This window comes from Flavobacterium sp. TAB 87 (genome assembly GCF_001529295.1).
GTDB lineage: Bacteria > Bacteroidota > Bacteroidia > Flavobacteriales > Flavobacteriaceae > Flavobacterium.
The window spans coordinates 114613-140007 of sequence record NZ_LLWK01000038.1; the positions used below are offsets into that span (position 1 = coordinate 114613).

23 protein-coding genes and 1 tRNA gene are annotated in these 25395 nt (G+C 34.4%); 6 read left to right on the plus strand and 18 right to left on the minus strand.

What is annotated here, in order from left to right; all coding sequences use genetic code 11:
* Nucleotides 1–106 precede the first annotated feature (106 nt).
* Nucleotides 107–2008 (plus strand): S9 family peptidase, encoded by a 1902-nt coding sequence (locus AP058_RS12675; protein ID WP_066311467.1) that lies wholly within the window; start codon nt 107–109, stop codon nt 2006–2008.
* A 75-nt stretch (nt 2009–2083) separates the two neighbouring features.
* On the plus strand, nt 2084–4516 hold the full coding sequence (locus tag AP058_RS12680) for a hybrid sensor histidine kinase/response regulator (RefSeq protein WP_066311469.1): 2433 nt from the start codon (nt 2084–2086) through the stop codon (nt 4514–4516).
* On the opposite strand, the gene AP058_RS12685 is transcribed toward AP058_RS12680, so the two are convergent.
* The 12 genes from AP058_RS12685 to pdxA all read right to left on the minus strand — a co-directional run bounded on the left by AP058_RS12685 (nt 4513) and on the right by pdxA (nt 12857).
* Nucleotides 4513–5850 (minus strand): sigma-54 dependent transcriptional regulator, encoded by a 1338-nt coding sequence (locus tag AP058_RS12685; RefSeq protein WP_066311477.1) that lies wholly within the window; start codon nt 5848–5850, stop codon nt 4513–4515. The two genes, AP058_RS12680 and AP058_RS12685, sit on opposite strands and share 4 nt — an antisense overlap.
* 121 nt (nt 5851–5971) lie before the next feature.
* Nucleotides 5972–6265 carry a hypothetical protein gene (locus tag AP058_RS12690; protein ID WP_066313412.1) on the minus strand — a complete coding sequence of 98 codons (294 nt, stop codon included), beginning with the start codon at nt 6263–6265 and terminating at the stop codon, nt 5972–5974.
* A gap of 5 nt (nt 6266–6270) precedes the next feature.
* Nucleotides 6271–6567 carry a hypothetical protein gene (locus AP058_RS12695; protein WP_066311480.1) on the minus strand — a complete coding sequence of 99 codons (297 nt, stop codon included), beginning with the start codon at nt 6565–6567 and terminating at the stop codon, nt 6271–6273.
* 41 nt (nt 6568–6608) lie between these two features.
* Nucleotides 6609–6905: a hypothetical protein gene (locus tag AP058_RS12700; protein WP_066311482.1), complete on the minus strand. Its 297-nt coding sequence runs from the start codon at nt 6903–6905 to the stop codon at nt 6609–6611.
* Between the two features lie 42 nt (nt 6906–6947).
* Complete coding sequence (locus AP058_RS12705) at nt 6948–7244, minus strand: hypothetical protein (RefSeq protein WP_066311485.1); 297 nt, start codon at nt 7242–7244, stop codon at nt 6948–6950.
* A gap of 42 nt (nt 7245–7286) precedes the next feature.
* Nucleotides 7287–7583 carry a hypothetical protein gene (locus AP058_RS12710; RefSeq protein ID WP_066311488.1) on the minus strand — a complete coding sequence of 99 codons (297 nt, stop codon included), beginning with the start codon at nt 7581–7583 and terminating at the stop codon, nt 7287–7289.
* 257 nt (nt 7584–7840) lie between these two features.
* Nucleotides 7841–9190, minus strand: a complete 1350-nt coding sequence (gene accC, locus AP058_RS12715; protein ID WP_066311490.1) for an acetyl-CoA carboxylase biotin carboxylase subunit — start codon at nt 9188–9190, stop codon at nt 7841–7843.
* A 92-nt stretch (nt 9191–9282) separates the two neighbouring features.
* On the minus strand, nt 9283–9756 hold the full coding sequence (accB, locus tag AP058_RS12720) for an acetyl-CoA carboxylase biotin carboxyl carrier protein (protein ID WP_066311493.1): 474 nt from the start codon (nt 9754–9756) through the stop codon (nt 9283–9285).
* 24 nt (nt 9757–9780) lie between these two features.
* Nucleotides 9781–10779: a beta-ketoacyl-ACP synthase III gene (locus tag AP058_RS12725; protein WP_066311495.1), complete on the minus strand. Its 999-nt coding sequence runs from the start codon at nt 10777–10779 to the stop codon at nt 9781–9783.
* Nucleotides 10780–10954: 175 nt separating this feature from the next.
* Complete coding sequence (gene rpmF, locus AP058_RS12730; RefSeq protein ID WP_066311504.1) at nt 10955–11149, minus strand: 50S ribosomal protein L32; 195 nt, start codon at nt 11147–11149, stop codon at nt 10955–10957.
* Nucleotides 11150–11158: 9 nt separating this feature from the next.
* Nucleotides 11159–11701, minus strand: coding sequence for a DUF177 domain-containing protein (locus AP058_RS12735; protein WP_066311506.1), 543 nt, complete (start codon nt 11699–11701; stop codon nt 11159–11161).
* Between the two features lie 106 nt (nt 11702–11807).
* The gene (gene pdxA / locus AP058_RS12740; RefSeq protein WP_066311508.1) at nt 11808–12857 is read right to left on the minus strand and encodes a 4-hydroxythreonine-4-phosphate dehydrogenase PdxA; all 1050 of its coding nucleotides are present in this window, start codon (nt 12855–12857) and stop codon (nt 11808–11810) included.
* A gap of 59 nt (nt 12858–12916) precedes the next feature.
* Between pdxA and AP058_RS12745 the strand changes: the two genes are divergently transcribed.
* Nucleotides 12917–13501, plus strand: coding sequence for a riboflavin synthase (locus tag AP058_RS12745; protein WP_066311510.1), 585 nt, complete (start codon nt 12917–12919; stop codon nt 13499–13501).
* A gap of 31 nt (nt 13502–13532) precedes the next feature.
* Here the strand turns inward: AP058_RS12745 and AP058_RS12750 are convergent, their stop codons facing one another.
* The 5 genes from AP058_RS12750 to AP058_RS12770 all read right to left on the minus strand — a co-directional run bounded on the left by AP058_RS12750 (nt 13533) and on the right by AP058_RS12770 (nt 17803).
* Nucleotides 13533–13802, minus strand: coding sequence for a hypothetical protein (locus AP058_RS12750; protein WP_197413406.1), 270 nt, complete (start codon nt 13800–13802; stop codon nt 13533–13535).
* An 85-nt stretch (nt 13803–13887) separates the two neighbouring features.
* A tRNA-Ile gene (locus AP058_RS12755) sits at nt 13888–13961 on the minus strand.
* A gap of 145 nt (nt 13962–14106) precedes the next feature.
* A complete protein-coding gene (gene mce / locus AP058_RS12760; RefSeq protein ID WP_157492762.1) occupies nt 14107–14508 on the minus strand; it encodes a methylmalonyl-CoA epimerase in 402 nt (133 codons plus the stop codon).
* Between the two features lie 33 nt (nt 14509–14541).
* Nucleotides 14542–16839 (minus strand): hypothetical protein, encoded by a 2298-nt coding sequence (locus AP058_RS12765; protein WP_066311519.1) that lies wholly within the window; start codon nt 16837–16839, stop codon nt 14542–14544.
* Nucleotides 16799–17803: a hypothetical protein gene (locus tag AP058_RS12770; protein WP_066311522.1), complete on the minus strand. Its 1005-nt coding sequence runs from the start codon at nt 17801–17803 to the stop codon at nt 16799–16801. The genes AP058_RS12765 and AP058_RS12770 overlap by 41 nt, the downstream gene beginning before the upstream one ends.
* 181 nt (nt 17804–17984) lie before the next feature.
* Between AP058_RS12770 and AP058_RS12775 the strand changes: the two genes are divergently transcribed.
* The gene (locus tag AP058_RS12775) at nt 17985–19688 is read left to right on the plus strand and encodes an Ig-like domain-containing protein (protein WP_066311530.1); all 1704 of its coding nucleotides are present in this window, start codon (nt 17985–17987) and stop codon (nt 19686–19688) included.
* A gap of 2 nt (nt 19689–19690) precedes the next feature.
* Here the strand turns inward: AP058_RS12775 and AP058_RS12780 are convergent, their stop codons facing one another.
* The gene (locus AP058_RS12780) at nt 19691–20458 is read right to left on the minus strand and encodes a nitrilase family protein (protein WP_066311533.1); all 768 of its coding nucleotides are present in this window, start codon (nt 20456–20458) and stop codon (nt 19691–19693) included.
* A gap of 230 nt (nt 20459–20688) precedes the next feature.
* On the opposite strand from AP058_RS12780, the gene AP058_RS12785 reads away from it, so the two are divergent.
* Together AP058_RS12785 and AP058_RS12790 are read left to right on the plus strand one after the other, a co-directional pair.
* Nucleotides 20689–23844 (plus strand): SusC/RagA family TonB-linked outer membrane protein, encoded by a 3156-nt coding sequence (locus AP058_RS12785; protein WP_066311536.1) that lies wholly within the window; start codon nt 20689–20691, stop codon nt 23842–23844.
* An 11-nt stretch (nt 23845–23855) separates the two neighbouring features.
* The gene (locus AP058_RS12790) at nt 23856–25385 is read left to right on the plus strand and encodes a SusD/RagB family nutrient-binding outer membrane lipoprotein (protein ID WP_066311539.1); all 1530 of its coding nucleotides are present in this window, start codon (nt 23856–23858) and stop codon (nt 25383–25385) included.
* Nucleotides 25386–25395: the final 10 nt, after the last annotated feature.

Sequence of the window (25395 nt, forward strand, 5' to 3'; positions counted from 1 at the left end):
ATAACTAGAAAATTTTATGTTTCTTTTAAGGAAATCTAAAGGCGCTAAAATCGGCGTTCCCTTATATTATTTGTACATTTAAATTCTCAAAAAATACAATACTATTATGAAAAGAATATTAATTACAACATTGATACTGATGAGTTTAAGCGCCACAGCACAAAACGTGATGACTCCAAAATTGCTATGGGAATTAGGAAGAGTTTCAGCTTTGGGAATTACAAAAGATGGAAAAAACATCGTTTACAAAGTAACTACTCCTTCAGTTACCGAGAATAAGTCAAATTCTAAATTTTATACTGTCCCCGTAAACGGAGGAAATGCAATTGAAGTGAAAGAGTATAAAACACTTTTGACGGATAAAAATATTTCGGCAAACGGCAAATACATCGTTTATGATAAAGCAGTAAAAATTGACAAAGTTTTAGGAAAAGACTTTTACACTGATTTAAAAAAATCTGATGTTCAAATTTATGATGGATTAGATTACCGCCATTGGGATACTTGGAATGATGGAAACTTTAACCACGTTTTTTATAGAGAAAACAAAAAAGACGCCAAAGGAATTGACATAATGCCAGGTGAAAATTTTGATTCTCCGCAAAAACCTTTCGGTGGAGATGAAGATTACATTTGGTCTCCAGACAGCAAATCGATTTTATATGTGTCTAAGAAAAAAGCGGGTACAGCCTATGCTATTTCTACTAATACCGATATTTACGAGTACAACTTAGAGACTAAAAAGACAACCAATAGAACCGAAGCTAATTTGGGTTATGATATGGCACCACAATTTTCTCCTGAAGGAAATTTGTCTTATCTACAAATGAAACGTGACGGTTACGAAGCCGATAAAAACGATATTATTGTCGATTATAAAGGAGCAAAAACCAACTTGACCGCCAATTGGGACGGAACGGTAGATGGTTTTATGTGGAGCAAAGACAGTAAAAACGTCTACTTTGTTGCTCCAATTGACGGAACCAAACAATTGTTTGTGGTTAATTATCCTGGTTTAACTAAAATAATGCCTCGTGTAGAACAAATTACAAGAGGAGAATTTGATGTGAGCTCTATTGTTGGTTTTGTAGACAATTCGGTTATTGTAACCCGTCAAGATATGAATCATGCGGATGAGATTTTTTCTTATAATTTAAATAAAAATACGTGGAAGCAACTTAGCAATGTCAATACTAAAACCTACGATTCACTTGCTTTAAGCAAAACCGAGAAACGCTACGTAACGACAACTGACGGTAAAAAAATGTTAGTTTGGGTTATTTTACCTCCAAACTTTGATGCGACTAAAAAATATCCAACCTTGTTGTATTGTCAAGGTGGACCTCAAAGTGCCTTAACCCAATTCTACTCTTTCCGTTGGAACTTTCAATTGATGGCAGCAAACGGTTATATAGTTGTTGCACCAAATCGCCGAGGAATGCCGGGTCATGGTGTAGAATGGAATGAGCAAATTAGTAAGGATTGGGGCGGTCAAGTAATGGATGATTATTTATCAGCTATTGATGCCGTTTCAAAAGAATCGTATGTTGACAAAGATCGTTTGGGCTGTATTGGCGCCAGCTACGGTGGTTATTCTGCTTTTTATTTAGCTGGAATTCACAACAACCGATTTAAAACATTTATAGCACACGATGGTGTTTTTAATACGCAAAGCATGTTTGGCACTACCGAAGAAGTCTTTTTTAACAATTGGGATTTTGGTGGCGCTTATTGGGAAAAAGACAATGCAATCGCTCAAAAAACGTACACTACTTTTAATCCAGCGACGCATGTAGATAAATGGAATGCTCCAATATTAATTTTTCAAGGAGGACTTGATTTCCGTGTACCAATTGGTCAAGGACAAGAGGCTTTCCAGGCAGCACAACTTCGCGGAATCAAAAGTAGATTTGTGTATTTTCCTGAAGAAAATCACTGGGTATTGAAACCTCAAAACGCACAAGTTTGGCAAGGTGAGTTTTTTAAATGGTTAAAAGAAACCTTGTAAAATAAAGTATTAGTATTACATTTATTTAGCCACAGTTTCGTTAATAGCAACAATACTGTGGCTAATTTTTATATTATGAGTTCAAAAAATAGTTACATTCCCGTTAAAGTTTTTATCAGCTACATTGCACTTGCGGCTTTGGTAGTAAGTGTTGGTTGGATTTTATATACTGAGAATGTAGTATATTCTAAGATTGAAAATAAAATTGCCTTTGAAAAAAGTAAAGTGCTCCGGGTGAGTAAACTTTTTTCGAATGTATATAAAACCGAAAGTTTAGCTAGAAAGACCATCCAATCCAATTCTGAAACTGATTTTCAAGATTATCTTAGACAGACTGATTCTTTACAAATCGGAATTGATTCTTTAAAAAGAGACGTTTCTAGTCAATATCAAATAAAGTTGCTAGACAGTGTAACCATTTTATTAACAGAGAAAACACAAAACATTCGGCAGCTCAAAGAAATAAAAAATAAAACCACCGACGAAGCTTCGGTAACGGATGCCATTCAAGAATTAACGCAACTCGAGTTTTCGCTTCGCAAACTACAACTGAGCGATTTTACCAAAGAACCAGATCAGCTCGGCAGTTACCAACGCAATGTTTTGCAGCGTTATGTCGATTATCTTAACCAAAATATTCCCGACGACAGTACCAATACCTTAACAAAAAAGGCAACCGATTCTATTTTATCAGCTTCTAAACGTTTGCTTAGCAAAGTTAAAGTTGAGACCGAGAAGAAAAAAGAATCATTAAGTGTACAAGAGAATAAGTTGCTTACCAATGAAATCTTAATTTCAGATCAACTGCGAAAAGTACTTCGAATAATTGAAAGTGAGATCATTGTATACTCTATTAAAAACAATACCGAAAAAGAAAAGTCCCTTAAACGAATCAATGAAATTGTTACGTATGCTGCTATTGCCGGATTGTTGCTTACCATTTTCTTTTCTGTTTTAATTACCAGCGATCTCTCCAAAACGCAATCCTATAAAAAACAATTAGAGCTTGCTAATTTTAAAACCCGCAATTTACTGCGAAGTCGCGAGCAACTTATTTCCACAGTAAGTCACGATTTAAAAACGCCATTAAGCACGATTGTTGGTTATACCGAATTATTAGGCCATTCTGATTTAACAACAAAACAAACTTACTATACCACCAACATTAAGAATTCGTCTGAATATATTTCGCGACTAGTTCAAGATTTATTAGATTTTTCGCAAATAGAAGCGGGTAAAATTGCTATTGAAGAAATTTCGTTTCAGCTAGATGAAACCATCACTGAGGTGGCGAAAAACGTACAATCGGTTCATAAACAAAAAGAGATCGAACTAATTATTTCTATCGCTGAACAGTTAAAAAACCCTATTATTGGAGATCCTTTTCGATTGAAGCAAGTGTTGATTAATATTATTGGAAATGCCTACAAGTTTACAACCACTGGTTTTATAAAAATAAGTGCAACTATTTCTGCAAATGAACGAATTGCCTTTATAACTATTCAGGATTCAGGAATTGGAATTGCCAAGGAAAGCCAAGAATTGGTATTCGAAGAATTTGCGCAAGCCAATGAAACTATTGAGAAAAAATATGGAGGAACTGGTCTCGGATTGGCAATTTCAAAAAAAATAACCACACTTTTAGGTGGCGAACTGTATTTAAAAAATAGCTCTGAAAAAGGAAGTTGCTTTGAAATTCGCTTACCACTGGTTTTTGATACACCAACCAACGAGATTAAAATAAGTCCAGTTGTTTTTAAAACAACGCATCAAAACAAAACAATTGTGGTTGTAGATGATGATACGGACTTATTAGGACTTTCAACCGAAGTTTTAAAACAACGTTTTAACATTATTCCTTTTTCGAACTCAGAAACTGCGTTACAATTTATGCGCTCTAATGCTTTTGATCTTTTAATTACCGACATCCAAATGCCTATTATGGATGGTTTTAAATTGGCAGCGGCTCTGCAAAATGACAAAAAAAGTAAGTATGCTAATCAGCCGCTTATTGCCGTTACAGGCCGTGCTGATTTAAGTGATGACGTATACCAAAAAGCTGGTTTTACTACGGTAATCAAAAAGCCGTTTTCTCCGAATATTCTACTACAAACGATTGACGCCTTGTTGTACAAAACTTCATTGCCCATTCAAATAAAAGAAGAGTTTAAGTCTAAAGCAACCGATTTATATTCTCTGCATTCACTTGAATTGTTTTTAAATAATGACAGAGAAGCGATCAAAAATGTATTAGAAACTTTTATCACTTCGACCAACTCTAATTTATTTATACTTCAAAACACTATCGAGTCAATTGAATATGAGAAAATAAAACAAGTTGCCCATAAGATGGCACCGATGTTTAAACAAATTGAAGCGATGGAAATTGCAACTATTTTAAATCAATTGGAATTAAATGAGTATTCGAAAGTCGAAATGAAGAAATTATTTTCGCTACTAAAATCAAAAATTAGAGCTTTATTCTCTGAACTAGAAAAAGTAATTTAAGTGATGTCGTACAATTTGAGTTTATTGTATAAAGTTTTACGTGTTATTTTTAACAATTTTGCTGCTTCTGATTTATTGTTTTGTGTCTTAATCAAAGCATATTCAATGGCTTCTTTTTCATTTTCTGATAAAGAAAGTGAATCTGTTTTACTTTCTTGCTTCTGAAAAAATTCAGCTGGTAAAACCGTTGCTTCAATAAAATCGCCTTGCGTTAGTAACGTCGAGCGTTTTACACAGTTTTGCAATTCACGTAAATTTCCGGGCCATGAATAATTTTGAAAAATAGTGACAACTTCTTTCGAAAAACCAATAACCTCTTTATTTAGTTGTTCATTTGCTTTCTCTAAAAAGAATTCTGCAAAAATCATTAAATCTTCGTCTCGCTCTGAAAGCGCCGGCGAATGAATCGAGAATTCGTTTATTCTGTGATATAAATCTTCTCTGAATTCACCATTTTTAACTGCTTCACGCAAATCTTCGTTGGTAGCCGTTATAATACGAATATCAACATCTAATTCTTTATTGCTCCCAACAGGCTTTATTTTTCGCTCTTGCAAAGCACGCAACAACTGAATTTGATTTTCATAAGATAAGTTACCTATTTCATCCAAAAAGATAGTTCCTCCATTCGCTGCTTCAAAATAACCCATTTTATCAGTAATAGCCCCAGTAAAAGATCCTTTTAAGTGACCGAAAAATTCACTTGCAGCCAATTCTTTTGGAATTGCGCCACAATCAACTGCGATAAAATTTTCGCTTTTTCGATTGCTTTGTTGATGAATACTTTTTGCAATAATCTCTTTTCCCGTTCCACTTTCGCCAATTATTAAAACGGACATATCAGTAGGGCTAACCAATTGAATGTGCTGCGCTAATTTTTTAGATTCAGTTGAGATTCCCTGAACATATTCGCTCGATCCTTTCGTTTTCTTAGCAGGTTTTGGAAGTTCCTTTTTTGGCGCTACAACTTTTGTTTCAATTTGCAGAGCGTTGCTAATAACCAGCAAAACCTCATCGGGGTTGAAAGGTTTCGAAATATAATCGGAAGCTCCATTTTTTATAGCTTTAACCGCAGTGTTAACATCAGAATAACCTGTCATTAAAACGACCGGTATCTCTGAATTTAATTTTTTAAACTCATTCAACAAATTAATTCCGTCCGCATCTGGTAATCGCAAGTCGGTTAAAATTAAGTCGAATGTTTCGTTTTGAATCGCTACTCTAGCATCAGCTGCAGAAAAAGAAGTAGTTACTTCGTAACTATTTTTGATCAGAAATTTTTCTAATAGTTTACAGAAGGAAATATCATCTTCAATAATTAAAATCTTGGGCATTGGTCTAGGTGCTTTTTACGCTAAATTAAGGCTAAAATTATTGTAATGTCATAATATTATGCAAAAAAAAGAGACTGCATATAGCAGCCTCTTTTCCAAAACATAAACTTAATCCACCTAATTATATTTTTAACCAATTGCCAGCGACAGCTGCGTAAACAGTAGCCTTCTGGTCTTCGACTTCAATTTCTAATTTGTATTCCTTTTTATCATTCACATACGCTTTTACCAACTTTGCAGAAGGATACGCTTTGCTCAAGGCTGTTTGCACAAGAACTGGAACCGATTCAGGAGACACTTCTATATAATCGTCTTGAGCAATTTTAGACAGTTCGATTACACTATATGTCGCTACCGAAGCATAGGTTGTTAAACCTACCAAAACGAAGGTAATCGCTAAGGTTAATCTTTTCATCACCGTTACTTTTTGATGATTTTACCTTCGGCATCTGTAAACACGGTATAACTTTTTTCGCCCATAGCAATTTCTAGTTTATACTCTTTATTTTCGTTACTATACGCCTTTAGCAATTTAGCCCCAGGAAAAGAATTTCCAATCGTTGCTGTAACCGCTGCAGGAACTGCATCTATCGCTATTTCAGTGAATCCATCTTGCATAATCTCAATTCCGTTCGTACCAATTATTGGTACCAGTGGAGTTGCAAATGTGCTCATTGTTCCTAATAAAATAGCTGCTGAGAAGATTAATTTTTTCATGATATTATATATTTAGTTATTGACAACTCAAGAGTTATGGCTTATTTTTGAATCCAGTTTCCTGTTTCATCTGCAAATAAATTTCCTTCTTTATCTCCTACTTTAACGTCAAGTTTGTATTCTTTATTTTCGTTAACATAGGCTTTAGTAAGAACTGCATCTGGATACGCTTTTTTTAGTGCATCAATAATGGCTGCTGGAACTTCTTCTACTTTAATTTCAGTGTAATCATCAGCAATAATTACTGATTTTACAATTGGATTTACATTTGAAGCTGTTGCTGTAATTGTTGACAAACTCCCTAATATTATTGCTGCTGATAAGATTAATTTTTTCATAGTGTGTATATTTAATTTGTTATATAATTGAATGTTCTAGTGTTATTTTTGAATCCATTTACCGCTTTCGTCTGCGTATAAAAACCCTTCTTTGTCTCCAATTTTAACCTCAATTTTATATTCCTTAGTTTCGTTGACGAACGCTTTATTTATTATTCCTTCTGGGTAAGCTGCTTTAAAAGCCTCGGTAATTGCAGCAGGTACTTCAGTTACTTTAATTTCTGTGTATTCATCAGCAATTATCACTGAATTTACAATCGGATTCACATTTGTTGCTGTTGCTGTAAATGTTGACAAACCTCCTAATATAATTGCTGCTGATAAGATTAACTTTTTCATAGTGTGTGTATTTAATATGTTATTTGTTTGATTGCTTTTTAATTATTCCTGAATCCAATTTCCACTTTCGTCTGCAAATAAAGAACCTTCTTTATCACCGACTTTCAGATCTAATTTGTATTGTTTGCTTTCATTGATGTATGCTTTTGTAAGAACTGCGTCTGGATATGCTTTTTTTAATGCTTCAGTAATTGCAGCTGGCAATTCTTCGATCTTAATCTCTGTATATTCATCAGCAATCGTTACTGACTTTACTGTAGGATTTACTGTTGATGCTGATGCTGTAATCGTTGATAAACTTCCTAAAACGATTGCTGCTGATAAGATTAACTTTTTCATAATGATATGTTTTTAATATTTGATAGTCTTGTTTTACACTTCAGACAATGAAATAACTGTGCCTATAAATTAATTTTTCTAGCTCCATGTCTAAATTACTGATTGTCAATTGATTGCTTTATTTATTGAAAATTGAACTGACACACAAAACTGTGTAATAACCACATACGCTGTGTAGTTTTTATACACTTCTTAAAAAAAAGCACAAAAAAAAGCCGCACTACTGTGCGGCTTTGTCATAAAAAATAATAAAAATATTATTCTTGTAATGGTTTCATTTTAAATGTATCCATAAAAGCAGTTGTATAATCTCCCTCTATATATTTTGGATCATCCATTAATTGTCTGTGAAAAGGTATTGTTGTTTTTACTCCTTCGATAACGAATTCGTCTAAAGCTCTTCTCATTTTACTAATTGCTTCTTCTCTTGACTGTGCCGTTGTAATCAACTTAGCAATCATCGAATCGTAATTAGAAGGAATAGTATATCCTGAATAAACGTGCGTATCTAAACGAACTCCATGTCCACCTGGCATATGCAAAGTAGTTATTTTTCCTGGAGAAGGGCGAAAATCATTATATGGATCTTCGGCGTTGATACGACATTCAATTGCGTGTAATTCTGGCAAATAGTTTTTACCTGAAATCGGAATTCCAGCTGCAACCATAATTTGTTCGCGAATTAAATCGTAATCAATAACTTGTTCTGTAATTGGGTGCTCTACCTGAATACGAGTATTCATTTCCATAAAATAGAAATTACGGTGTTTATCAACCAAAAACTCTACTGTACCTGCGCCTTCATATTTAATAAATTCTGCAGCTTTAACTGCTGCATCACCCATTTTCTGACGCAATTCGTCAGTCATAAAAGGGGATGGTGTTTCTTCTGTCAATTTTTGGTGACGGCGTTGCACTGAACAATCTCTTTCAGAAAGATGACATGCTTTACCATACGCATCTCCAACAACTTGAATTTCGATATGTCTTGGTTCTTCAATTAATTTCTCCAAGTACATTCCGTCATTTCCAAAAGCAGCGGCAGATTCTTGACGTGCTGACTCCCAAGCTTTCAATAAATCTTCTTGTTTCCAAACTGCACGCATTCCTTTTCCACCACCACCAGCAGTTGCTTTAAGCATTACTGGATAGCCAAATTCGCCTGCAATTTGTTCTGCTTGTTCGTAGGATTCTAAAATTCCATCAGAACCTGGCACGCAAGGAACTCCTGCAGCTTTCATGGTTGCTTTAGCCGAAGCTTTATCGCCCATTCTATCAATCATTTCTGGAGCTGCACCAATAAATTTGATCCCGTGCTCTTGACAAATTTTTGAAAATTTAGAGTTTTCAGATAAAAATCCGTACCCTGGATGTATTGCATCTGCATTGGTAATTTCGGCAGCAGCAATAATATTTGACATTTTCAAATACGACAAATTACTTGGCGGAGGTCCAATACAAACGGCCTCATCTGCAAATTTCACGTGTAAACTTTCTGCATCTGCGGTAGAGTAAACGGCAACCGTTTTGATTCCCATTTCTTTACACGTACGAATAACACGAAGCGCAATTTCACCTCTATTTGCTATTAATATTTTTTTAAACATCTTTTTTGAGTTATGAGTTATGAGTTATGAAGTTTTTAAAATTATGATTGATCAATTCAATTCATAATTTATAATTCATAATTGATAAATAATTAAGATGGATCTACTAAAAATAATGGTTGATCGAATTCTACAGGAGACATATCATCTACTAAAATCTTAACAATTTTACCTGAAACTTCAGATTCGATTTCGTTAAATAATTTCATTGCTTCAATTACGCAGAGTACGTCACCAGTTCCAATTGAAGTTCCTACTTCAATAAAAGAAGGTTTATCTGGAGATGGTTTTCTATAAAAAGTACCAATAATTGGAGATTTGATCGTGATGTATTTAGAATCTTCTGTTGGTGCTGCTGCTACTGGAGCCGCAACAACTGGCGCTGCCATTTGAGATGGTGCAGCTTGCATTGGCAACTGCTGTACATACGTACTTTCTGTTGTTCCACCGCCGCCTTCAATAGTTGATCTAATGGTAATTTTCACATCATCCATTTCTAACTTTACCTCAGCAACTCCCGAATTTGCTACAAATTTAATTAGGCTTTGAATTTCTTTTAAATCCATAATGATTTCTTTTTAGTTTAATTTCTATTTTGTGTCGTATGCCCATTTTAAGTAAATAGATCCCCAAGTGAATCCACCACCAAATGCAGCAAAAATAACATTATCTCCTTTTTTAAATAAATGTTCGAAATCAGCCAAAACTAAAGGCAAAGTTGCCGATGTAGTATTACCGTATTTTTCGATATTCATTAAAACTTTTGAATCTTCTAAGTTCATTCGACTAGCAGTTGCATCAATGATGCGTTTATTAGCTTGATGTGGTACTAACCAATTTACGTCTTCATTGGTCAAATTATTTCTTTTCAAAATTAATTCGCTCGCGTCAGCCATATTTGTAACAGCAAATTTAAATACGGTTTTACCATCTTGCATAATGTTATGCTGATTGTTTTTAATCGTCTCTAGAGATGTTGGAACTAACGAGCCTCCTGCTGGAATTTTTAAGAAGTCTCTACCAACAGCATCGCTTCTTAAGTACTCATCTTGCAAACCTAAGCCTTCATAATTGGGTTCAAACAATGCCGCTCCTGCACCATCTCCAAAAATAATACAAGTAGAACGGTCGGTATAATCAACAATGGAAGACATTTTATCTGCTCCAATTACTAATATTTTTTTGTATCTCCCTGATTGAATGTAGGCTGCCGCTGTAGACATTCCGTATAAAAAACTAGAACAAGCAGCTTGTAAATCGTAAGCGAAAGCATTAGTTGCTCCAATTGCAGACGCTACGTAAACGCCTGTTGCAGCTACCGGCATATCTGCTGTCGCAGTAGCCATAATAACCATATCGATTTCTAGTGGATCGATGTTGCCTTTTCTCATTAAGTCTTCCGCAGCTTTTATAGCAAGGTATGAGGTCCCTTTATCGGCGTCCTTAAGAATTCTTCTTTCTTTAATTCCCGTACGAGAGGTAATCCACTCGTCATTGGTATCTACCATGGCTTCGAGAGCTTTGTTGGTAAGAACAAAGTCTGGAACATATGATCCAACAGCGGTTATTGCGGCTGTGATTGTGTTCATTATATTCTATTATTTCTCTTCAAATAAAGCGCTATTTGAAAAATTTTTCAAAGACTTGAAAATTACAAAAAAAAATCCAAACGTATTGTCAGCTATTTCCTTAAAAAAGGAAAGTTATACGAAACAAAAAAAACTCTCACATAGTGAGAGTTCTAATATCATTCGCTAAAATGTATTAAGCAACCGCTTGTGATTTATCAATCACAACTTGCCCTCTGTAGTACATTTTACCTTCATGCCAGTAAGCTCTATGGTATAAATGCGCTTCTCCAGTAATAGGACATGTAGCGATTTGAGCTACAGTAGCTTTATAATGTGTTCTTCTCTTATCTCTTCTTGTTTTCGAGATTTTTCTCTTTGGATGTGCCATTTTACTATATTATTTATCCGTTAATAGTTTCTTTAATTTGTCCCAACGTGGGTCAATATCTTCTTCGTTTGTACTCTCTTCTTTTTGTTCTTTTACTGTTAATTCAGCTAGCTTATCGAGTACGTCGCTTTGCAATGTACCATCTTTAATACCAGTATGAATTCGTTTCTGAGGAACCGACAATACAATCATTTCATAAATGTATTGCATAACATCCAGTTCAAATTCGCCATGAGGTAAAATCAACAACTCTTCGTTGTCATTATTAAACTCATCTCCAAAACGAACAATTAAGTTCATTTTTCCTTTAATGGGCAAATCAAAATCTTCTCCTGTTAGATCACAAGGCACATTTACAGTTCCCTTATGCTTAAAACTCAACTCTAACATAGAGCTCTTTTTATCAAAAACCAAACTAACCTTGACGTCTGCGTCTTGAAACTCGTTGAAATCAAAGCTCTCAAAGAACTTGTTATTTATCTGATACTCAAAATTGTGTTTTCCTAACTTTAATCCCGCGAACGGAATTAAAAATTCTTTTATCTTACTCATGCTAACATCAATTTGAACAATTTTGAACTTCTAAACGAAGGTCAGAATTGGGGTGCAAAGATATAAAATTATTGTAAAACAAATAATCTTATTCACCTTTTTTTGTTTATAACTGTTTTTCTTTTATTTTAAGAGGTTTTGCACTTATTTCGACATACAGATTTCGCGAACGATAAATGTCAATTGCCAAATAAACTGCTTCCTTAAACGAACCAAAATCAGCCTCATCTTTTCCAGCAATATCGTAAGCTGTTCCGTGATCTGGCGATGTTCTAATCTTATCCAAACCGGCTGTATAATTCACTCCTTTACCGAAAGACAAAGTTTTAAAAGGAATCAATCCTTGGTCGTGATAGGTTGCGATAACTGCATCGTACTTATCGTACTGGTTACTTCCGAAAAAGCCATCTGCGGCAAATGGACCAAAAACCAAAGTTCCTTTTTCGAACAACTTTTTAATAACTGGTTTTAAGATCTCATCGTCTTCTTTTCCAATCACTCCACCATCTCCACAATGCGGATTCAATCCTAAAACGGCAATTCTCGGTTTGTTTATGCTAAAGTCTTGAATTAAAGACTTTCTAACAGTTTCTATTTTTTTCTTAATTAAATCCTCTGTTAAATGAGAAGCAACTTCACTTAATGGAATATGATCGGTCAATAGACCAACCCGCAAATTATCTTGTACCATCATCATTAACGCATTTCCTTCCAACTCCTGATCTAAATAATCAGTATGCCCAGGGAATTTAAAATCTTCTGATTGAATGTTGTACTTGTTTATCGGCGCGGTAACCAAAACATCAATCACGCCTTCTTTTAAGGCGGCTGTGGCAGCAACAAATGACTTGATTGCATATTCTCCAATCTTAGCATCATTTACGCCTGCATTTACATCAAGTCCTTCCTTCCATAAATTAAAAACGTTTACTTTTCCGGGAGTAATTTGATCCAATCGATCTATGCCGTGCATCAATACAGTCGACGTAAAGTTTTTCTTTAAAAAAGAAAGAATTTTTACATTAGCAAAAATAACTGGCGTACACAATTCAAGCATTCTAGAATCTTCGAATGTTTTTAGAACAACTTCGCTTCCAATACCGTTTAAATCTCCAATTGAAATTCCGACGATTATATTTTCTGCACTTTTTATCATGACCTGAGGTTATTTATTACTAATTTTGATGTTGCAAATTTAGTAAAATAAAACAAGAAATGTTTACAGGAATCATAGAAACCCTTGGCACAATCAGCGAAATACAAAAAGAAAAAGGCAATCTTCACATTACAATAGGCTCTAGCATCACGACCGAACTTAAAATTGACCAAAGTGTTGCTCATAATGGCATATGCCTTACGGTAGTCGCGATTAAAGATTCACTATATACAGTTACTGCAATTGAAGAGACTATTAAAAAGACCAATATTGGTTCGTGGCAACAAGGAGACATTGTAAATTTGGAAAGAGCGATGAAGCTTGGAGATCGTTTAGATGGCCACATTGTACAAGGACACGTAGACCAAACAGGAACCTGCATAGCAATAGAAGAAGCCAACGGAAGCTGGAACTATACTTTTGAATACGACTCAACTTTAAGTAACATCACTATCGAAAAAGGATCTATAACAGTAAATGGAGTAAGTTTAACGGTAGTAAATTCGAAAGAAAATCAGTTTAGCGTATCGATAATTCCATATACTTACGAACATACTAATTTTAAGGATTTCAAAGTAGGATCAGTTATTAATTTAGAATTCGATGTTATTGGAAAATATGTTTCTCGATTATATAAGAAATAAAAAGCTAGTCTAAAAACAAAAAAATCCAGTTTCAAACTGGATTTTTTTGTTTTTGATTGTATCTGTAAATCATGTAGGATCCGAAAATTAAAGCGAATACGAAAACTGCAATAATATAGTCGTCTATAGGAAGCCCCGGGAGAACTGGCGGCCCACCACCACCTGGCGGACCACTTGGCGGAGACGGCGGCACTTGCGCAAGAGTCATCGTAGTACTCAGTAAACACAAAAGGTTTGCTACATATCGATAAATATTTTTTTTCATAAGAAGCATTCCCTCTCTATTATTTGAATCATTCAAACGTGGCTTTTGAATGGTGTAAATATATAACAATTCATTTATATAAAAAAGCCTCTACATCGCTGTAAAGGCTTGATTTTACTAGTGGTCCCACCTGGGCTCGAACCAGGGACCACCTGATTATGAGTCAGGTGCTCTAACCAGCTGAGCTATAGGACCGGTTTTGAGAATGCAATATTACTACTATTTTTTATGTACTGCAACTATTTTTATCATTGATTTCTATCTCTATAAGAGATTTATATTCCATTAAATAAAATGTACTGACTATCAAAGCACTAAATAGTAATTAAATTACTTTTTTTTAATTTATTTCTTCGCAAAGCTCGATTAAAACACCATTGGTGCTTTTGGGATGTAAAAAAACAATACGTTTATTATCAGCACCAAGTTTAGGTTGGTCATTTAAAACAACAAAACCTTCCTTCTGCAGCCGAGCAGTTTCGGCTTCGATATCACTTACATCAAATGCAATGTGATGAATTCCTTCTCCCTTTTTTTCTAAAAATCTTGCAATCGGACTGTCAGGATTTGTAGCTGCTAAAAGTTCAATTTTATTCGGTCCACTCTTAAAAAAAGAAGTAAGTACACCTTCACTCTGCACTTCTTCGGATTTGTAAGGAGCAGTACCCATTAATTTTTCAAATAAAAGATTCGAAGTTTCTAGATCCTTTACCGCAATTCCGATATGTTCAATTTTATTAATCATTCTTTTACCTTTAAATTTACAAAAATCGTACTATAACTGATTAACATAAGTTGCAAAATAACCACATTCACGAATTACATCCTTGTAATAATGGGTGTCCGAGTAGTCGTTTTGCAGTGATTTAAATCCGCTCCAAGCTTTGAAATTTATTTCATCACCGTAAACATCCCAATAATCTTTATTGAGAGCGTAATACCTTTTATTATAAAAATCATTGCGCTCGCATTTGGCTAATAAGTACATGCATTTGGCTTTTTGTTCTTTTGTCGTAGCTGCTGCTAGCGCCATTTGATAGTACATTTTTGAAACGGAACAATCGACAATCATCTTTTTCATCGGTTCTCTAAAATAAGTCGGATTAGAGCCATAACCGACTATACTTTTCTCATAAAAAGTTCTCGCATTGCCAAAGTGAGATATATTATAAAACGCATTTCCTAATAATAAGCTGTTGTTATACACATCTTCGTTTTGAATTACCTTAGTTTGCATCTCACTCAGCAAAGTAAGAAAATCAATTTCTGTAAACTTCCTTTTTTGATTCGCCGAATGGTCACAATCATGACAGTCTTTAATTGTACCGTTGAATGGGTTTCCTAAAAGTGTACTACTTCCTAAACTATCTCCTTCATTCATAAATGCAATCGCTTCTGGTATTTTATTTTGGAATGTTGCTTTTATTGCTTGAAAATTAGAAATATCGCTCACATCCAATGTATAAATAGCAGCGCCAATTTCTTCTATTTGTGTTTTGTTCTTTTTAGATAGAAAAGCTTTCATCGCTAACAAATCTTTCTCATTATCATAAAAAGCATTACCGGTATTTCCCCAATAATCATCTTGAGATTGACCAAAAATTTCTGCCATTACTTTATTTCCTTGATCTTTATAAAGCGCTGCTAAATACATTTTACTCCAACTTGAAGCATTTTGATATCTAAAAACACTTTCTTCATTTTCAGTTTTGGGCAATTCTTGGTACAACCAATTTAAATCTTTCAGAATTATTTTTTCGTTTTTAGCGTTCAACTTTTCAATTGCACTTAAATTATTCACAAATCGAAGCAATCGCAATTGGTTTGTAGCCAGCGCTGTTTCAGGAAGTTCTTTTGCCGCTTTAATAAAACTTTCGTTTGCCTTTTTATAATCGCCACTTAAAGTTTGCAAATAACCCGCCGCCATATTCCACATAAAAGGCTGGTTTGTTTTTCCAGACGCTGCAATTTTTGTAACCAATGCCAAAGTTGTTTTGCTAATTTTAAGTTGTTCCTTTTTCTTATTGGCAGCAAGCGAATTGTCCTTAAAAGAATTGTCTGCTTTATTTTCCTGATTGTTTACCAATCGGGTCAATAAATAATTAAGATGCTCGCTTGAAGGTTGTAAATCAAAAATTTTAGAAATTGCCTCTTCCTCGTCGTTATAATATGCTCGAATCGCCCAAAGTGCTACTTGCTCGTCGGTGTTTTTGGCCATTTGCAACGATTGATTCCAGTCTGCATCTTCTTCTGGATGAAAACTATAAGCCGCTACAATTCTCATTTCGGGACATTTATCAAATACTCGACTGTACAAATAATTAGAAGTTGCATAATTGCCTTGCTTGTAATTGATACCCGCTAAATAACCAATTGCACGATAATACAAACTGTTTTTAGGAACCAAAGCCTCGGTTTTATTAAAAAATGTAATCGCATTTTCTTTAGAACTGCTATAAAAATAAGCCTTGATCGTTTGAAACCAATACCTGTTTTTAAGAAATTCATCTTTAGTGGTATTGTATTTATTCTCAATTTCTTTAATCAACTTTAAGTCATCAAAGCTTTTAGTAACGACAGGCTCATAACTCCATCTTTCGTCAGAAATTGAAGCCGTTTCAATTTGTTGCGCTAGGTATAAAAACGCTATAAATTCTTTAGTCTTTGTATCTTTTAAATCAATTTTAGAAGCATAGCCAACCGAAGATTCATTTTTGTTCTTTGTTTTATAAAAGGAATACAATTCTTGAACCGCAATTTTTCGATCGCCATTTAATAAAAAAGCATTCACTTCCTCTGGCTTCATTTTTCCTTTTAAGAACGATTGCCAGTCAGATGTAATTTGATCGTTAAAACGTGAATTGTGTTCGGTATCAAATCCAATTCGGTAAAAAACATCTCCCGATAAGAATAAAGGCGCATACGATGGATCTACAAATGTCTCGGGCGTAAAATTAGAGTTAGTGCCAAAATAGTTCCAATCGCCATCTGCGCAAGCGTAAATTATACCACCTACAAAAAGTCCGAGTACACTAAAAGCGAGTACTAACTTGTTTAAAAATACTTTTTTCATAATTCTTTAAATTCAATTCGTCTAAGTCGTAAAAAATAATTTCTTTAGGTTGTTGATTTAAATTTTCTTGCAAATCACTAGCCATTTCTTTTAAATCAGCCGCACTTATAGCTTCGATTTTTACAATATCTTCTCTTTGATAAAAAACTCCTTTTCGATAATTAGACTTGTTCACTCTAAAAGTTATTTCATCAATTTCAGTAAAATTTTTATCTGATTGCAAATCTTCGACCGTTAATTTACTTCTTAAACCCACAATAGCATTATCTCTAATATGAATTCCCCAAGCATAAATTGGTAACGCTATATTTAGAGGTAACGGATATTTTTTTAAACTAGATACATACCGCTTCGCAATTCCTCTATCATAGATTGAGTTCAACGATTCTACTGCAATAGTTCCCATATTATAATACATTAAAACACCCGAATCCACATTTGGAATTTTAGTTTTTTCGAAATATTTAACCTGATGCAATCGAATCGTTGCCGATAATTTTTTGTTCGAAATACGCTTGAAACTTTCTATAAACGCCAAATAATTAGACTTGCTTTTTAACGTCCAGTCACAATCAATTTGAATTTCATTACAAGAAAGTTTATTCTTTAAATTGATTAGTTCCACATAATCAAACGTTTTTTGCGCTAATTCTTCCACATTCAAATTATCCTGCAGCATGACATTGTTTTTAATGTAAATGACAGGAACAATGTTTTTAATTTGTGGTTTATGAAGGAAATGGATTGGACTTCTTGGAAATGCTTCTTTAGTTTTGATATCTAAATCAACATCAAAATAGCGAACGTACAACTTCTGAACGTTATTTCCGTCTAGCGTCTCCTGTTCAAGCGGAGTCAATTGGTAATTGGTTTTCCAATAATAAAACGAGATTACGGGGCTCTCTTTTTTATCACAAGAAATAAGTATAAAAAATAAAAAAATATATAGAAATTGCTTTTTCAAAAAAAATAGATTTAATACTAACAAAAGTAAGAAATCACTTGATGAGAAACCAATTATTCACGATTTTTAAAATGAACAAAAGACTTCTTATTTAATTCTATATTCCTTAATAATTCATTAAAAAATTTCAATTACAGTAAATATAATCGTTATTTTGTGCTACTAATTTTCAATAGAAATCATGTTGCAAAAATCTGCAAAATACATACTTTTTTTATCGGTCTTGTTTTTGGCAAGTTGTGCTAAACGCGGCAGCATTACTGGCGGATTAAAAGATACTTTAGCTCCTGTTTTAAAAAATAGCCTCCCAAAAAACTTTAGTACTCAATTTAAAGGTAACGAAATTAAGTTGACCTTTGATGAATACATCAAACTAAAAAACATAAACAAACAGCTGGTTGTTTCGCCCCCTATGAAAAATGAGCCGATCATCACTCCAACTACTGCAAGCAAATATATTAGCATAAAAATTAAGGATACGTTACTGCCTAACACAACGTACAGCTTTAATTTTGGTCAAAGTATTGCTGATAATAATGAAGGAAATCCATACAATCAGTTCAAGTATGTTTTCTCTACGGGAGAATATATCGATTCGTTAACGATCGGCGGAAGAATTAAAGATGCGTACGACAAAGAGGTTACCAATTTCGTTTCGATAATGCTGTATGAAGTGAACGAAAATTATACTGATTCTATCATTTATAAAGAAGCTCCGCGTTACATTACCAACACCTTAGACAGTTTAAAAACGTTTCGATTGGAAAATTTAAAAGCAGGTAAATATCTTTTGGTTGCTTTAAAGGATCTCAATAACAACAATAAATTCAATCCAAAAGAAGAAAAAATTGGCTTTATCAAACAGCCTATCACTATTCCGAATGATACTGTTTTTGAACTCGAACTATTTCAAGAAAAATTACCTTTAAAAGCATACAAACCAGTACAGGTTTCAGGAAACAGAATTTTAGTTGGTTATGATGGCACCCAAGATTTTAAAAAGAATCGACCTAAAATTGTATTAAAAAACAACGACGAAATACTAGAGACAATTGTAACGCAGTTTCCTAAAAAAGATTCTTTGCAAGTTTGGTACAAGTCTGTAAAAGCAGATTCGCTGCAAATGGAAATTAGCACTGCAGATTATCAGAAAAATTATTCGTTCAAAATTAAAAATCAGAAAAAAGATTCATTAAACGTTCGAGCACTCCAAAGTGGTGGACTGAATTTTAGAGACCGTTTTACATTAGAAAGCGAAACGCCTTTGGTGAAATTTGATTCTACTAAAATTAAAATCATCAATAAAGATTCTGTTTCTGTTAAATACACTACAGAATACGATGCTTTTAATCAGCGTTTGTATTTTGATTTTAAGAAAGAACCTTTAGAAAAGTATTCGGTTACACTTTTACCGAATGCACTAACTGATTTTTATGAAAAACAAAACGATACTTTATTGTATCAGTTGACTACAAAAGAATTGGCTGACTACAGTAATTTGACAGTTACGCTGCAAAATGTAAAACGTTTTCCCCTTATTATTGAACTAACGAATGCAAAAGGAGATGTTATTGCCTCCGAATATTCTGAAGGAAAAACCTCTGTTGAATTCGGCTTATTGCAGCCTGACCTTTTATGGCTTCGAGCGATCTACGACGACAACAAGAATGGCGTTTGGGATTCAGGAAATTTCATGGAAAAGCGTCAAGCCGAAGAAGTCATTTATTCTTCTAAAGGTTTAGAAAGCATACGAGCAAATTGGGATCCGATAGAAAATTTTGACCTAAGCATGCCTTATGTTCCAGAGACAAAAAAGAAAGTAGAAAAGAAAAAACAAGATCCAGCAAAGAAAAAGAAACGTAGTAGCCGTAGCAGTATTTTTTAAATCTAATACCGAATCGTAAATTCATCTTGGTCTTCTAAAAACGCCAACTTTTTGCGTGTTTTTACCAGTTCCGTTTTATCAATATTCACAATAAAAATACCTTCGTTTTCTTGTGGAGATAAAATGGAATTGCCTAAATAATCATTGACTTGTGAGTGACCGACATGTTCAAAATTATGCGCATCCATACCCACCCGATTTACACCTATTGAGTAACAAACGTTTTCGATCGCGCGCGCTTTTAACAAAGCATTCCACGCTTGAGTTCTTATTTTTGGCCAGTTGGCGACGTAAATCAAAACATCGTAGTTTTCAGTATTTCTAGAAAAAACAGGAAAACGCAAATCATAACAAATCAACGGACAAATTTTAAAACCCAAATAATCTACTATTAATTTAGACGTTCCTTTGGTATAACACTGATCTTCATTTGCCAACGTAAATAAATGTCGCTTGTCGTAAAACTGAACTTCACCAGAGGGAAACACAAAGACCAAACGGTTGTAAAAGTTGCCGTTGTCTGTGATAATTAAACTTCCTGTTAGTGCAAGATTTCGATGTTTTGCCAAATTCTTCATCCAATTTATTGTTTCTCCTCGCATGGTTTCTGCTTGAGATGTTGCATGCATCGAAAAACCAGTAGTAAACATTTCGGGCAAAATGATCAACTGAACTTCCTCAACAATTGAATTGATTTTTGCCTCGAAACTAGTTCGATTTTTTTCTACATTTTCCCAAACCAAGTCCGATTGAATTAAGGCGATTTTCATTCTATAAAACTAAGAAATTCATATTAATTCCACAAACGATAACAAAGTAGCACTATTTGCAAATATTTTGCGAAAAAAAATAATTATCACTATAAAAATATATTATATGATTCTTTCTTTTTTTGCAAAAAAAATGCATTTGTTTTGCAAATAAATTGCATTGTTATTAAATTAATATATATATTTGGATCAGTAATCAAAAACATGGTAAACATGAAAACCAACCACTTATGAAAAAAAAGCTATTTTCATTACTGTTTATTGGGGGGATGATCCTCTCGGCAAACGCCCACGAACCTGCGATCACAACAAATCTTTTTGACCAACAAGCCAGTCAGATTGAACTTTCAGGCCAAGTCATTGGACAAGATGATGGAATACCAATTGCCGGAGCAACTGTTTATGCCAAAGGCAACAATAGAGTGGCAACCATAACCGATGAATCAGGAAGATTTAAACTTAATGTTCCCGAAGGCGAAACCCACATTTTGATAACGTATATGGGTTATGAAACAAGCGAATATAAAATCGATAGAACAACTGATTTTATAGTAAGTTTAAAACCAGCCGAAAATGCACTTGATCAAGTAATCGTAACTGCATTAGGAGTTAAAAAAAGCAGCAAATCTATTTCTTATGCGGTAACAGAACTTAAAGGAACTGAATTTACCAAAGCAAAAGAAACAAACTTTGCAAATGCGCTCGTTGGAAAAATTGCAGGTGTGAATGTAAATAGCACCTCAACAGGACCTAGCGGTTCTACTAGAGTTGTAATTCGTGGAAATGGTTCATTAAACGGAAACAATCAGCCAATGTATGTGGTAAATGATTTGCCAATAGACAATACACAACTTAATTTACCAGGTATTGGAAACGGACCTGGCTCAACCAGAATAAATGTTGATAGAGGAGATGGAACTTCGGTTATTAATCCAGATGACATACAAAGTATTACAGTTTTAAAAGGAGGAACTGCTGCGGCTTTGTACGGCGCAAATGCTGCGAATGGTGTGATTTTAATTCAAACCAAGCGAGGAGCAATACAAAAAGGAATTGGCATAGAATACAACTCTTCTTTTACTTTTGAAACGCCATCGATTGTTCCAGATTGGCAATATGAATATGGAGCGGGATCGTTAGGCAAAAAACCAACTACTCAAGCTGGGGCGGTATCAGATGGCCGATGGTCTTGGGGAGCAAAAATAGATGGCTCAAACGTGATACAATTTGATGGAGTAGAAAGACCATATGTTGCACAAAAGGACAATATTAGAAACTTTTACAGAACAGGAACCACCTTTATAAACTCGATTGCCTTATCTGGCGGTAGTGAAAAAGCTACAGGACGGATCTCTTTTTTGAACATGGACAACGAGGGCGTTGTTCCTAATAATGATTTCAATAGAAAAAGTGTAAATATGGCAAGCAATGTCAAAGTTACCGACTGGTTGAAATTTGATGTTGTAGCGCAATATAATACTGAGAAATCTAACAATAGAGTAACTGTTTCTGATGCTGAAGCAAACCCGAACTGGGGAACTTATATGCTAGCTAACACGGTTGATATTAGAAATTTGAACCCAGGTTATGGTGAAGACGGAATTGAAGAAGCTTGGAATCCTGTGGCAGTGGCTACAAATCCTTACTTTGCTGTTAATAAAATCAAAAATGAAGATACCAAAAATCGTTTTATCGGAATGTTAAATGTGAAGTTAAATTTCACTCCACAGTTATTCTTACAAGGAAGAATTGGGCAAGATTTTACCGATTATGATTTCTTTGGTTACATTCCCAAAACGACTTTAAACAATCCTGTTGGTTATGCACAAGGTTCAAATATGAAATTGACCAATTTGAACTCTGAAGCAATTTTAAATTACACGAAGAAAAATTTCTATAAAGATTTCTCATTGAATGCTTTAATCGGTGTAAATTCTAGAACAACCTTAAGAGATGAAATTAGAGTAGAAGGATCCAATTTTGTTTTGGACGATTTTTATGCTTTAACCAATTTGTCTACATTGGCCTATAGTTATCCCTACGGAAAAACAAAAACTAATTCAGTTTACGCTGCTGCAGATTTTGATTTCAAGAACATTGTTTTCTTAAACTTCACTGGGCGTCAAGATTGGTTTTCTACGCTTGCAGCAGAGAACAACACAGTGTTTTATCCATCTGTGGGAACGAGTATTATATTATCTGACATCGTTAATATGCCAGAATGGGTTTCATTTGCCAAAGTAAGAACATCATGGGCTGAAGTTGGTGGAGCCACTCCAGATCCATACGCTTTAAAGCAATCTTATTCTATGATTCAAGGCGGGCACAATGGACAACAACTGCAAGGTCTAACTAGTTCTAGAGTTCCAAATTCGACTTTGAGTCCTTTAACTTCTACCACATTTGAAATTGGTGCAGATTTAGGATTTTTCAATAATCGTTTAAACTTTGATTTTGCTTGGTACAACCGTGCAACTACAAATGACATTGTTGAAACTACAATTTCTAATGGTTCAGGCGCAAGCACCGCTTTGCTAAATCTTGGAAAAATGAGAAACAAAGGAATTGAGTTTTTGCTTAGCGGAAAGATCATCAATTCGGACAATTTTTCATGGGAGTCTAGCTTCAACGGTTCATACAATCAAAACACTGTAGAGGCACTTACAGATCAATTGAACTCTATAACTATGGCTACTTCTGTAAACGGTTATGCTACAATTACTAGTGATGTTGGTCGTCCATACAGTACTATAAAAGGGTATAAACCACTTAAAGACGCAAACGGAAATACAGTTTATAATGTAAGTGGAGCATCCGCCTCTATTGCTCAAGGGCCTTTAGAAGAATTAGGTGAAGGAGTTCATCCGTGGTCTGCTGGTTTTAGCAACGAATTCAAATACAAATCTTTGTCTTTCAGTTTTTTAATCGATGGTAAATTTGGCGGAAGCTTATATTCTGGAACTGATTTATATGGAACGCGTATGGGGTTGACAAAGTTAACTTTGGAAGGTCGCGATGGCGGCTTACCAATTAAAGGAGTAGATACTAAAGGCAACGCAGTTGATATGGTGATCGCTCCAGAAAACTTAAGAACCTATTACGACGGCTTAAGAAATATATCTTCGACGTTTGTCTATGATGCAAGTTTTATAAAATTAAGACAAGTGATTATTGGTTATGAACTTCCAATTGACAAGATTCAAGGTTTGTCTAAACTTCAGGGCGCTTCTGTTTCATTTGTTGCAAGAAATTTATTTATTCTCTACAAGAAAACAGAGAACGTAGATCCAGAATCTGTATTTAGTGCAGGAAATGCGCAAGGTGTAGAGCAATTTGGAGTTCCAAAAACAAGAAGTTTCGGTTTAAGTCTAAACGTTAAATTCTAAATTACACAAAAATGAAAAAGATAACAATTTTATATATGGCAGGTATACTTTTAGGAAGTATGAGTGCTTGTACCCAGGATTTCGAAGATATAAATACGAATCCAAATGTCGTTGAAAAACCAAATGCAAATTACGTATTTAGTAAATCGCAGCTCGATGGTTTAAACAATAATTATTTTTTTACCAATGTCTTGGAATGTGGTGGCATGTTGCAACATTATGCAACGTACAAAGAAGCATCTGGAGTTGGGGACAAATACTTAAGCAACGAAGTATATTTTTCAGCTTATTTCAATCAGGTTTATCCAACGGCAATAAACGAAATTGAAATCGTAATTGATGCTGTTAAAAACAATCCTGAGGACAGCAACAAATTGAATATTGCAAGAATCTGGAAGGCTTATTTATATCATAGAGTCACAGATTTGTACGGCGACATTCCATATACTGAAGCGGCGAAAGCGAATACATCGCAAATATTTCTTCCAAAATATGACAAACAAGAATTCATTTATAAAGATTTATTAAAAGAACTAGATGAAGCTGCTTTAGCTTTGGATCCTGCAAAACCAACTTTTGGTAAAGCGGATTTAATCTATGATGGAGACGTAGCAAAGTGGAAAAAGTTTTCTTATTCTTTAATGCTTCGCCTTGGCTTAAGATTATCTAAAGTAGATGGAAATCTTGCAAAAACTTGGGTAACAAAAGCGATTGCTGGTGGTGTCATTTTAAATGGAAATGACAATGCCATCATGAAATATACAGATGGACCAAATGACTTTAATAAAAATCCAGCTGGATTTGATGCAAGAAAACAAGATTTTACACAAGGATCTTTTGGGAAAACAAATGTTGAAGGCGGGAAATTATCTAAAACATTTATTGACTTTTTACAAACTACCGCTGATCCTAGAATTAATGTTTATTCTGGAGTTTGGGAAGGAACAGTTCAAAATAATAATGCTGCTATACAAAAAGGTTTTCCTAATGGACTTAAAATTGCTCCTACGCCAGTAGAACAGGCCACATTTTCAGAGCCTAACCAAGCGACTGTCTTTAAGTTTGACGCGCCTCTTGTAATTATAAGCAATGTGGAGACACATCTTTATTTAGCCGAAGCCGCTGCTCGAGGCTGGTATACAGGTGAAACTGCACAAAATTTATATGAAAATGGTGTAAAAGCCTCGTTTTTAAACATGGGTATTTACGGTAGTAGTTATGCAATTGCTGATGCAACACCATACTTAACTGCAAATCCATTTAATGCCGCTGGATCATTAGAAGATAAATTAAACCAAATTAATACCCAGATTTGGGTAGCATTATTTGTAGACGAACAAGAAGTTTATGCCAACTGGAGACGAACGGGATATCCTGTATTAACGCCAGTGAATTTTCCTGGCAATGTTACAAACGGAACGATCCCAAGACGTTTGAAATACCCAACAAGTGAATATTCAGTAAATTCTGTTAAATTAGCTGCTGCCATAGAGCAACAAGGAGAAGATAATTTCACTACTAAAATGTGGTGGGATAAATAATAATAGTGAT